The 11859-nt window shown below is 61.7% G+C and carries 8 protein-coding genes and 1 pseudogene; 2 read left to right on the top strand and 7 right to left on the bottom strand.

What is annotated here, in order from left to right; genetic code table 11:
* Positions 1-42: 42 nt before the first annotated feature.
* The 5 genes and pseudogenes from J7E36_RS07985 to J7E36_RS07965 form a co-directional block, all read right to left on the bottom strand.
* Positions 43-1563, bottom strand: coding sequence for a nucleobase:cation symporter-2 family protein (locus tag J7E36_RS07985; protein WP_215001619.1), 1521 nt, complete (start codon positions 1561-1563; stop codon positions 43-45).
* A 138-nt stretch (positions 1564-1701) separates the two neighbouring features.
* Positions 1702-2520: an arylamine N-acetyltransferase family protein gene (locus tag J7E36_RS07980; protein WP_215001617.1), complete on the bottom strand. Its 819-nt coding sequence runs from the start codon at positions 2518-2520 to the stop codon at positions 1702-1704.
* A gap of 101 nt (positions 2521-2621) precedes the next feature.
* On the bottom strand, positions 2622-3416 hold the full coding sequence (xth, locus tag J7E36_RS07975; protein WP_215001615.1) for an exodeoxyribonuclease III: 795 nt from the start codon (positions 3414-3416) through the stop codon (positions 2622-2624).
* A gap of 69 nt (positions 3417-3485) precedes the next feature.
* Positions 3486-6061: pseudogene (locus J7E36_RS07970) on the bottom strand (bifunctional diguanylate cyclase/phosphodiesterase).
* 97 nt (positions 6062-6158) lie between these two features.
* Positions 6159-7730, bottom strand: a complete 1572-nt coding sequence (locus tag J7E36_RS07965; RefSeq protein ID WP_215001612.1) for a sensor domain-containing diguanylate cyclase — start codon at positions 7728-7730, stop codon at positions 6159-6161.
* 306 nt (positions 7731-8036) lie between these two features.
* On the opposite strand from J7E36_RS07965, the gene chrA reads away from it, so the two are divergent.
* Positions 8037-9392: a chromate efflux transporter gene (gene chrA / locus J7E36_RS07960; RefSeq protein ID WP_215001610.1), complete on the top strand. Its 1356-nt coding sequence runs from the start codon at positions 8037-8039 to the stop codon at positions 9390-9392.
* Here the strand turns inward: chrA and arsN2 are convergent.
* The gene (gene arsN2, locus J7E36_RS07955; RefSeq protein WP_215001608.1) at positions 9389-9820 is read right to left on the bottom strand and encodes an arsenic resistance N-acetyltransferase ArsN2; all 432 of its coding nucleotides are present in this window, start codon (positions 9818-9820) and stop codon (positions 9389-9391) included. The genes chrA and arsN2 overlap by 4 nt on opposite strands.
* A gap of 192 nt (positions 9821-10012) precedes the next feature.
* Here arsN2 and J7E36_RS07950 point away from each other — a divergent pair, with 192 nt between their 5' ends.
* Positions 10013-11158, top strand: a complete 1146-nt coding sequence (locus J7E36_RS07950) for a mechanosensitive ion channel family protein (protein WP_215001606.1) — start codon at positions 10013-10015, stop codon at positions 11156-11158.
* A 291-nt stretch (positions 11159-11449) separates the two neighbouring features.
* Here J7E36_RS07950 and J7E36_RS07945 read toward each other — a convergent pair whose 3' ends face one another.
* Positions 11450-11656: a hypothetical protein gene (locus J7E36_RS07945; protein ID WP_215001604.1), complete on the bottom strand. Its 207-nt coding sequence runs from the start codon at positions 11654-11656 to the stop codon at positions 11450-11452.
* Positions 11657-11859 lie beyond the last annotated feature (203 nt).

Raw genomic sequence — 11859 nt, 5'->3', positions numbered from 1 at the left:
CGCTCCCACAGGAGTTTTGCAGCCTCTGCCTACCGGTACAGATCAGACATGTTCGCTGCTTTTCAGTCGCACCGGGGCATGGGCGGACGGGGCATGGGCGGGGTCGGTCACCACGGGGATCTCGTTGCCGTCGCAGTCGTGCAGCTTGCCGTCACTGAAGTAATCCCCCTCGCGCAACGCTGCCAGGTCCTGGTAGCGCAGCACCCGCTCGGTGCCGGCGGCGAAGACTGACTGCTGGTCGGAGTTGCCAGCGGTGAAGTGATTGAACGCCAGGTTCAATATGATCGCCATGATTGCCGAACTGCTGATCCCCGAATGGAAGATGGTTGCGAACCAGCCCGGGAAATGATCGTAGAAGTTCGGTGCGGCGATGGGGATCATGCCGAAACCGATGGAGGTGGCGACAATGATCAGGTTGACGTTGTTGCGGTAGTCGACTTTCGACAGCGTCCGGATGCCGCTGGCGGCCACGGTGCCGAACAACACAATGCCGGCGCCGCCCAGGACCGAGGTCGGCACGGCGGCGATCACCCGGCCCATGAACGGCAGCAGGCCAAGCACCACCAGGAACACCCCGCCGGTTGCCACGACGAAGCGGCTCTTGATCCCGGTGACCGCCACCAGCCCGACGTTCTGGGCAAAGGCACTCTGGGTAAAGGAACCGAAAATCGGTGCGATCATGCTCGACAGCATATCGGCCCGCAAACCGTTGCCCAGGCGGCGGGAATCGACCTTGGTGTCAATGATCTCGCCCACCGCCAGGATGTCCGCCGAGGTTTCCACCAGGGTCACCATGATCACGATGCACATCGACAGGATCGCGGCGATGTGGAAGGTCGGCATGCCGAAGTGGAACGGGGTCGGGAAGCCGAACATCGGGCCTTGGCTGACCGATGAGAAGTCCGCCATGCCGAGGAACACCGCGATGACCGTACCGATGACCATCGCCAACAGGATCGACAGCCGGGAAATGGTCGCGCTGCCCAGCTTGCTCAGCAACAGCACCAGCACCAGGGTCACTGCCGCCAGGCCAATGTTCGCCATGCTGCCGAAGTCGGCGGCGTGGCTGTTGTCCCCCATCGCCCAGCGCGCCGCCACTGGCATCAGGGTCAGGCCGATGGTGGTGATGACGATGCCGGTGACCAGCGGCGGAAAAAATCGGGTGATGCGCGAGAACACCGGGGTAATCAGCAAACCGATCAGCGACGCGGCAACCACGGCGCCGAGAATGGCTTGAAAGCCGCCCTCGCCGCCGGTGCCGACAATCGCCACCATGGTCGCGACACCCGAAAACGAGACGCCTTGCACCAAAGGCAGCTGGCAACCGAAGAATGGCAGGCCGAGGGTCTGCAACAGCGTCGCCAGCCCCCCCGCAAACAACGACGCGGCAATCAACAGACCGATGTCCGCCGGTGACAGCCCGGCCGCCTGGCCGATGATCAACGGCACGGCGACGATGCCACCGTACATGGTCAACACATGTTGCAGGCCGTAAGCCATATTCGCGCCGACGCCAAGGTTTTCGTCCTCGGGCCGTGGAAGTGAAACATGGGGCGTTTTCATGGTTCGGGGGTTCCCTGTTTTTTGTTATGCGCACACTGTATTCAAAACTCAGGACAAATGTCCATAGAGTTGTATACAACTTGTCGGTCGCATCATGAACAAGGGGTCACTGACGGATCAGCATCCCCAACGCCCTGCTCAGAGAAGCCCCATCACGACGGGCCGCAGGATGTCCCGGGGCGGCACCTGCAAGTCGAATTCCTGTTCCAGCAGATCGATCAGTTCATCGGCATCGGTGATCAGACGCCGCTCGCTCTCCTGCCCTATCCGGTGCACCGCATAGCTGTTGCCGTTGAGGGTCTTGCGCAATCCGTCACCGGTGCGGGCGACCATCAGCCGTCCCATGAAGGGTGATTCCGGGTGGTTGCAGACGTACCAGTTGCCGACGGTGTAGTCGATGTCTTCCTGGCGTTGCAGGTCGAACAGGTACATGGGGCGCCATTCGTCGCCGACCTTGGCCCGCAGCAAGTAGCCGTCCGCGTGGGACTCGATGCGGTACGGTTCGTGGGGAGTGAACTGGGTGTCCCGGCTGTCCAGCAGCAGCGGCGCGGTGGGCACCATGCCGCCGAAACCGACGTCGGTGATGTAGCGCACACCATCGAACGTCACCAGGCTCAAGCGATGGGTCCGGGCCGTCCAGGCCCCCTCCGGCGCATTCATCACCACGCGACCGGTGATGCCCCGGGCATCGAAGCCCAGTGCCTGCAACAACGCCAGGAACAGCTGGTTGAGTTCGTAGCAATAGCCGCCGCGCCCTTGCTCGAAGACCTTGCGCTCGACGGATTCGAGGTCGATGGGCACCGGTTGGCGCAGCAGGGTCGTGAGGGTCTCAAACGGGAATTCGGCGGTGTGGCGCCATTGAAGGTGGCCCAGCGTCTCGAGGGTCGGGGCCGGCGGTGTAGTAAAACCCAGGCGTCGTAGATAGCGGGCCGTGTCGCTCAGTTGTGCATGACTCATGACGGTGTCCTTTACCGGGGCCAGCGCAGCGCGCCCAGGCAGCGCGCTGCTGATGGCGCCAGGTATAAGGCATTACCTGCCTGGAGACAACGCTTGGTGCCTCACCGCCGTTTGCGCGACGCCAGCCGGATCCACGTGGGCGCATGATCACTGGGATGCTCCCGGTTCCTGACCCAGGCGTCCACGCCCGCCTCGCTCAGGTACGGGCTGGCCGCCGGATTGAGCAGCAAGTGGTCGATGCGCAGCCCGGAGTTTTTCTGCCAGTGCTGGCGGAAATAATCCCAGAACGTGTAGATCCGCTCTTCCGGATACAGATGGCGCAACGAGTCTGTCCAGCCCTGATCCAGCAGCCGTTGGTAGCACTCGCGGCTTTGCGGTTGCAGCAAGGCATCCTTGAGCCAGGAACGCGGGTTGTAGATGTCCATGTCGGTGGGCACCACGTTGTAGTCCCCGGCCAGCACCACCGGGTGGTCACTGGCCTGCAGGTCCTTGGCGTAGTCGATCAGCCGCTCGAACCATGCCAGCTTGTACTCGAACTTCGGCCCGGGCTGCGGGTTGCCATTGGGCAGGTAGAGGCACCCCACCAGCACGCCATGCACCGCCGCTTCCAGATAGCGGCTGTGGCTGTCATCTTCCCCACCGGGCAGGCTACGTCGGCTCTCCAGCGGTTGCGCGTCACGGGCGAGGATCGCCACGCCATTCCACGACGCCTGGCCATGCCAGATCGACCCATACCCTACCGATTCGATCTCCGCCGCCGGGAAATCCTTGTCGGCGGCCTTGAGTTCCTGCAGGCAGACGATGTCCGGCTTCTCCCGCTCCAGCCATTCCAACAGGTTGGGCAGCCGGGCGCGGATGCCGTTGATATTGAAGGTCGCGATGCGCAGGTTTTTCATGGGCCAACACTCGTAATGCCAAGACACTGGCTGTGACCGACAATAAGTCCCGGTGGTTGCAACGAATCCTCAGGACCCGGTTTTCGACAATGGCTGACGGTCTTGTAGCAAGTTGGCGAAGGCCTGTTTGTCGATCGGGCGACTGAGGAAATAACCCTGGACTTCGTGGCATTGGTCCGTTCCCAGCGAGCCAAGCTGAGCCAGGGTCTCCACGCCTTCGGCGGTGACAGTCAGGCCCATGGCTTTGCCCAGGTTGATGATCGCCTGCACCACCGCCCGGTCGTTGCTGCTGTTGCTCATGGAGGCGATGAAACGCTTGTCGATCTTGATCCCATCGAACGGGTAAGTGCGCAGGTAGCCGAGGGACGAATAGCCGGTACCGAAATCATCCATGCTCAAGCGCACGCCCAGTTCCTTCAGGGCGTTCATGGTCTGGAGCGCGCCGTCCACGTCATTGAGCATCACGTTTTCGGTGATTTCCAGCTCCAGGCGGCTGGCCGGGAAACGGGTTTCGATCAACACCCGGCGCACGTCGGCCACCACGTCGCTGCGTTCGAACTGCGCCGGCGACAGGTTGACCGAGACCATCAGCTCCCCTGGCCAGGTCAGCGCGGTTTCACACGCCTCACGCAATACCCAATGCGACAGCGGCACAATCAGGTCGGTCTGCTCGGCCAACGGGATAAAGGTGTCGGGCCCGAGCAGGCCCTGGGTCGGATGCTCCCAGCGAACCAGCGCTTCGACGGCGACGATGTCGCGACCATCGACGGTGTAGCGCGGCTGGAAATGCAGGATGAATTCGTTTTTCTTCACGGCCTGGCGCAGGTCGTTTTCCAGTTGTCGACGATGCTGGATCTGATCGTTCATCTGCGAAGCGAAATAGCACCAGGTTTTCTTGCCTTCGGATTTGGCCTGGTACATGGCAATGTCGGCGCAGCGGATCAACTCGCCGGGCACATAACCTTCGCGGCGACTCACGGCGACGCCGATACTGGCACCGATGTACAGCGAATGGGTTTCATAATGAATCGGCTGTTGCAGGCTTTCAATCAGCCGCCCACAGAACCGGTCGATCTCGGTGGTGTGCTCCATGCCGCTGAGCACCACCACGAACTCATCCCCACCCAGGCGCGCCACCAGGTCGTGTTCACGCGTGATGTTGCGCAGGCGCTGGGCCACTTCCAGCAACACCGCGTCGCCGGCGGGGTGGCCGAGGGAGTCGTTGATCGGCTTGAAGTTATCCAGGTCCACCATCAGCAGTGTCAGCGGTGTGGAATGCTCCTTGGCCAGCAGCGCATCGTCCAGGTGCCGCGCCAGCTTGTTGCGGTTCGGCAGGCCCGTCAGCGCGTCATGCAACGACAGATGCTGGACCTGGGCGTGTGCCGCCACCTCATCGGTAATGTCGCTGGCCGTCCCGCGATAGCCAACGACCTCGTCCCTGCGATAGATCGGCCGCGCCGACACTCGGCAGACGCGCAGTTGCCCGGAGTGATCGCGATAGGAACAGCGCAGGTTGCTGGAGTTCTGCTCTTGCGTGAGGGTGCCCAGCCAAAGCGCAATCGGCGTCGTGTCGCAGTACAACAATTGCTCGAGGTCTTGCCCCAGCCATTGCTGGTCGGAGAATCCGGTGACGGCATTGAAGCGCCCGGACAGATAAGTAATGTGCCCCCCGCTATCGATTTCCCAGATCCAGTCGGAAGCCGCTTCGGCCACGGCCCGAAACCGCTCTTCGCTGGCCTCCAGGGCCTGCGTCGACCTCTCCAGGCTGTCATGACTGGCATCCACCTGCCGAGCAGTGCGCAGGGCGTAGCGAAAAAAGTAAGCGGTCAGCAGCGCCAGGATCAGCAGCGCACCGCCCAACGGCGGTAACAGCGACCAGAGCAAATGCTGGCCCGGTCGCTCCAGACGGGACACCAGGCTGTACCCTGTGCTATCCAGTGGCAAGGCGGGCTGGCCGGGCTCCAGCTCCGAGTCCTTCTTGAGATGCAGATCGGTCAGGCCGTAATTCTTGCCCAGCGTGCGCAGCTTTACGTGAGTCATCTGATCGACGAACAGCAGCACCGACGTGCCTTGGGCGTCCACCCGGGGCGCTCGTCATTGGGCAGGATGACCGAGGCGGTGACAATGGCGGGCCAGCCTTCGAACAGGGTGTAGCGGATAGCCGGTACCGTCAGGTCGGCCTGGTCCTGCAACTGGTCCACCAGCGCCGCCAGCGGCGTGTCCATGTAAGCCGCCGCATCCACTGGCAGGTTCTGGCCTCGCACCACGGCGTACTTGGTGCGGTCGCGGTCGATGACGAACACACCTTCGTAACCGTCGTTGGTGAACATGGTCTTGCCCATGTTCTGGTCGGCGTAGGCCCACTTTACGTCGACTTCACCGTTGAGGTGCTCGTAGGCGGTGGTCCAATAGGTATAGCTGGTGATGTAGTTTTTCGACGCAGTGATGCGATTTTCGACGGCGCGCTCGGTATAGAAAAGCGTTTTGCGCACGTCCTCCGCGTCAAGTTTCTGGGCGATATTCAACAGCACGGCGACGGCCACCAGCACGCCCAGGACAAACAGCCCGCCGATCGCCGCCACCAGGCGACGGGTTATCGGGGTGTGGCGCGTCGTGTTTGAAAGCGTATCGGCAGCGGAATCCATGGGCCTGCTCCTGTCCTTTTTCGACGCCGGCTTCGGTGTGACGAAGCAAAGTGTCTGAGCAATGGACCCTTGTCAGGCGTCGATGATTCCAACGATCTCAACGATCCGAGCGTTCCAGCGCATCAAGGCGGCCTTCCACAGACCAGGCCTCCACACGGTTGCGGCCGTTGTGCTTGGCTTGATACAGGGCAGCGTCGGCCCGCTGGATGAAGATTTCGGTGCTGTCCAGGCTGGTGGGCACGAACGCGTAGCAACCCAGGCTCACGGTCAGGTAGCCGGTAGGGGAGCCACTGTGGATGATGTGTTTGTCGATGACTCGACAACGGATCTGCTCGGCAAAGGCCATTGCCCCTTGCAGATGAGTGTCGGGTAGCAACACGACGAACTCTTCACCGCCATAACGCACCGCCAGGTCGGCCTTGCGATGGCAGCAGTTCTTGAGCACTTTCGCCACCTCCGCCAGGCAATGGTCGCCGGCAACGTGCCCGTAGGTGTCGTTGTAGCGCTTGAAAAAATCGATATCGAGCATGATCAGGCTCAACGGGCTGCGCTGGCGGGCACCGCGACCGAACTCCACCTCCAGGGCCCGCTCGAACAAGCGTCGGTTCGCCAGCCCCGTCAGGCTGTCGTGGGTGGCAATCTGCTCCAACGTCTTCTGGGCATTGCGCAGGTCTGCTTCGACCCGCTCGCTGTTGCGCACTTGAAAGACGAATACCCAGCCGAACAGACAAATGCCCACGACCACCAGAGCCACGATGAGACTGGATTTGAAAGCCCTGTCGTGCCAGCCGACCAGGATCGCTTCTTCGGACATCGCGGCGGTGACCACCAGCGGATAGGCGCGCAAATGATGGTGCCCATAGAGCCGCACGACGCCATCGACCGCGGAGCGGATAATGGCATCGCCAGACATCACGCTTGGCAGGTCATGATTGAAAATATGCTCCTCGGCCAGCGGCTGTCCGATCCGTGCCTCATCGAAGGGGCGCCGGGCCAGCAGCGTGCCGTCGGACAAGGCCAGGGCCATCTCGCCTTTATCGTCCAGGCTGAAGCTTTTGAAGAACTGATCGAAGTAGGACATTTTGATGCCGGCCATCAGCACGCCCTGGAAGTCGCCGTTCTGATCGTTCAGGCGTCGGGAAATCGGAATGATCCATTCGCCGTTCTGCCGACTGCGAATCGCCGGTCCGATGTGAGCGATCAGGGAAGCATTCTGTTGATGGAAGACAAAGTATTCCCGATCCGCCACCCCTGAGCCTTTTTTCAAGTCGTCGAAGGAGGTCACCACCCAATGGCCGTGCTTGTCGAACAGGAACAGGCCATGCAACTGCTCAAGGGATTGCACGCGTCGGGCAAAGGTTTTTTGCAGGCGCGGTTGCAGCGCCGGGCCGAAGCCATCGACCTGAATCCAGTCCGCCAGGCTGGCCAAGACCAGATCGGCTTGCAAGAAAGTGTCCTGGGCCTGCTGGGCCATGGCCCGGGTAAGGTTGGCCGAAGCAATCCGGGCCGTCTCCAGGTCGTGCCGACGGGACTGCTCCAGTTGCAGGTAGAGCAAACCACACAGGCACAGGCACACCGCCGCTATGAAAATGACCGCGGCCTTGAGCAAAGGTAGGCGTTTGAGGGCACCGCCGGGGGGATGAAACGGATCAACAATGGGGATAGACAAGCGAATTCCTGAAGAGGGCAAAAACATGAGCAGGTCGCTCAAAGCCCCCAATATCCGTGAGCTTAGCCTACCGCTTGTGGAGCGGCAATTTGCCTTTATCGGCCAGGCGATGGGTGGCTGGATGGATCCAAAACCGAACCGTCAGCGGACAATGCAGAACGCTGGAAGAACGGCAACCGTCCGTGGCGAGGGAGCTTGCTCCCGCTCGATAATCTGTCCATTGCTTGACTGACGGGCATCGGCCCGGCTATCTAGATCGAGTAGCGCCTCCACCTCACCTTCGACTGCCAAGTGCCCTCGCCGCCCATGAACACACCGCCTCGCCCCGTCGGCGAATCCTTGCCCCGCCCCTCGCCCGTCAGCCTGCGCGAAGCCTTCTGGTTCTGGCTCAAACTGGGCTTCATCAGCTTCGGTGGCCCCGCCGGGCAGATCTCGATCATGCATCAGGAACTGGTGGAACGCCGCCGCTGGATTTCCGAGCGACGCTTTCTGCATGCGCTCAACTACTGCATGGTATTGCCGGGACCGGAAGCCCAGCAGTTGGCGACCTACCTGGGCTGGCTGATGCACCGCAGCTGGGGCGGAGTCATCGCCGGGGCGCTGTTCGTGCTGCCCTCGCTATTTATTCTGATTACCTTGTCGTGGCTGTACATCGCCTTCGGCGAAGTGCCGGTGGTGGCGGGCCTCTTCTACGGTATCAAGCCGGCCGTGACCGCCATCGTGGTGCATGCCGCCCACCGGATCGGCTCCCGGGCATTGCAGAACAGCTGGCTGTGGGCGATCGCCGCCGCCTCGTTCGCAGCGATATTTGCCTTCAATGTGCCCTTCCCACTGATTGTGCTGGGCGCGGCGCTGGTCGGTTACCTGGGCGGTCGCTGGGCGCCGGATACGTTCAGCCTGGGCGGCCACGCGGCCAAACACCAGTCCTTCGGCCCGGCCCTGATCGACGATGACACGCCACCCCCCGAACACACCCGGTTCAGCGCCTTCCGGCTCGCCCGGCTGGGGCTCGTCGGCGCGCTGCTCTGGACCTTGCCGATGGGCCTGCTGACCGTGGTGTTCGGCTGGAACGGCACCCTGACGCAAATGGCCTGGTTCTTCACCAAGGCCGCATTACTGACCTTCGGTGGCGCCTACGCCGTTCTGCCCTACGTGTACCAGGGCGCCGTCGGACACTTCGGTTGGCTGACGCCGACACAAATGATCGACGGCCTGGCCCTGGGTGAAACCACACCTGGCCCATTGATCATGGTGGTGGCGTTCGTCGGCTTCGTCGGCGGTTACGTGATGCAGGTGTTCGGCCCCGACCAAGTCTTCCTCGCTGGCACCGTTGCCGCCGCGCTGGTGACCTGGTTCACCTTCCTGCCCTCGTTCCTGTTCATCCTGGCAGGCGGCCCCCTGGTGGAATCAACCCACAACGCCCTGAAATTTACCGCACCGCTCACCGCCATCACCGCCGCCGTGGTCGGTGTGATCCTCAACCTCGCCTGCTTCTTCGGCTATCACGTGCTCTGGCCCAACGGCTTCGCCGGCACGCTGGACTGGCCGTCGGCAATCATCGCACTCGCTGCGGCGCTGGCACTGTTTCGCTACAAGCGCGGGGTGATCCAGGTGTTGCTGACGTGTGGGCTGGCGGGGTTGGGGGTGCATTTGTTGCGCTAGCCGAGGTCTTTGCTCAGATAGGTAGCCGAGGCTGGACACAAGGACCTGAATTGCGCCGTAGCGCTGATTGACGCTGGCGCCAGGGAGCGATCCCGTTCCTGATACCCCTGGGCGGTAAAGAACCTGGCAGCGCTGTCAGTCAGCAGGTGCAGCCGTTCCACTCCTTCGCTTTTTGCAAGCGACTCAAGTGCTGCCAACACTGCTGCCCCCGTGCCACGCCCTCGCTGATCTTCAAGCACGACCAAGGAGCGCAGTAAGCGGTCGGCCCCCTCCCCCTCGATGCCGACAAACGCCACGAGGTTGCCTGCTTGGCTGAAGCGCAGGAACCGTCGGCCAGAATGGCTCAGGTCATCCACCGGCAAGCCGGCCAGGATTAACGCATTACGCAACGGTCCCAGCTCATCATTGCCCAGCGTGGTCATCTGCATGGTAATTGTTCTCTCAGGTGCTCTGCGCAAGAAACTACGCTTCGACTACCGAAACCGGCAATAGCGCCCAGCCAACAAAATTGAACGGCCCATGGCCGGGGGCAACTAACACAGTTCATGGCCCGCCCAAGCGTTCCCGCTTGAACCGGTAAGGGACCTGACCTGAACAGCAATGGCGCAGGTGACAGATCAATGGATTCAAACGCTTTCGAAATCTTTACCAACACCCAGGTCCTGGGTATTTCCATCGCCAACTGGCTACTCGCGCTGAGCGTGATGACCCTGAGTTTCATCGTCTCCCGGGCCGGCATTGGCTTCCTGCTGAAGAAGGTCCGGGCGCGGGCAAAGAAGCCCGATGCCTACGTCAGTCATATCGCCGTGGAAGTCTTGTCCAGCACCAGCAATACCCTGTTGTTGCTGGCCTCGATCCTGATCGGCGTCGGCGTACTCGACCTGCCGGAGCGCTGGTTGAGCCGCGTCAGCAGTCTCTGGTTCGTCGTGGCCGCGCTCCAGGTCGGGCTGTGGGCCAATCGGGCGATCGCCTTGGCGCTGATGCATTATTTCGCACGCCACAGCCAAGCCGAGACTCCACAGAAAAGCGCATTGGCAACCCTGAGCCTGTGGGGCGCAAAGGTGTTCCTGTGGGCCGTCGTGCTGTTGGCCATGCTCTCCAACCTGGGAGTGAACATCACCGCATTTGTCGCCAGCCTCGGGGTCGGTGGCATCGCGGTTGCGCTCGCGGTACAGAACATCCTGGGGGACTTGTTCGCCTCGCTGTCCATTGCCGTGGACAAACCGTTCGAAGTCGGCGACTTCATCGTCGTCGGTTCATTGGCCGGCACCGTCGAACACGTCGGCCTCAAGACCACCCGGATCCGCAGCCTCGGCGGCGAGCAGATTGTAATGGCCAACGCGGGGATGATCAGCACCACCATCCAGAACTACAAGCGGCTACAGGAACGCCGCATCGTCTTCGAATTCACCCTGCCCCACACTTGCTCGACCGAACAGCTCCGGCAGGTGCCGGTCATTGTCGAACGGATCATCAAGGCTCAGAACAAGACCCGCTTCGACCGCTCGCACTTTCGCAGCTTCGGCGAAAGCACCCTGGAATTCGAAACGGTCTACATCGTCCTGGACCCCAGCTACAACGTGTACATGGACGTCCAACAGGCAATCAACCTGGGCATGATGGAAGAATTCGCGAAAATCGGCGTGCAGTTTGCGATTCCAGCGCGCACGGTGCATGTGGCTTCGTTGCCGGATAATTTCGGGCAGGCTTCTGCGGATGTCGAGCGGGAGCCCCAGGTGAGGCCTGCTTATCGGGCGCAGCATTAGCTGTCTCTACCCGATGTGGCGAGGGAGCTAGGTGCCCATCGCCCGCTTCTCTTCCCGGGGCAAGGGGTGCACTGAAATCCGTATGACAGCCAGGATCACTGCCCCCTGCGAACACTCGGCGAGCATGGCGAATCGCTGTGGCACATCCAGGCAGTCCGAGTACCGGGCAACCGCGCTCTGAAAGCCTGTCGCTGGACGAAGAGGCCTTGCTCTATCAGTGGAAGAAGGCCTGGGGCTTTAACGCAAATGGGCGACCTTCTCAGGTCGCCCATTTTAATTGAATAGCGCCGATCAAATGCCGGCGGGGAGTGCATCGCCGGCGATTTCAATCGACGGCGGCGTCAGCCCCAATGTCGGCCTTCCCACAAGCAGGTTCAAGGCGTTGTCGATTTCATCCGCCGCGCCCTGGGCGTAATGGGCGTTTGCCCAGGTCCAGTAACGCTCGGACAACAGCCCGCCTACCGCTTGGGCACACAGTTCGTCACTGCTGATACCCATCTTTCCCGCAGCAGCAATCACGGCCATAAGGGCTTGTTCTAACTGGGAAATGCGCTCGGTAGTCACAACACATAACTCGGAAGGTCACGAGCGACAAGTCTACCAGCATATCAATGAGCCACCAATCACAGCCGCTCAACGGTCGTCGTTGCATGGCAGCAGCGCTCCGTTACCCTACCGTGCCGCACGCCGCTGCATCAGAA

This window comes from Pseudomonas fluorescens (genome assembly GCF_018614775.1).
In the GTDB taxonomy this organism is placed as follows: Bacteria; Pseudomonadota; Gammaproteobacteria; order Pseudomonadales; family Pseudomonadaceae; genus Aquipseudomonas; species Aquipseudomonas fluorescens_BY.
Note: the sequence above shows the minus strand (reverse complement) of the source record. Positions and strands in the feature narration are given on the sequence as shown.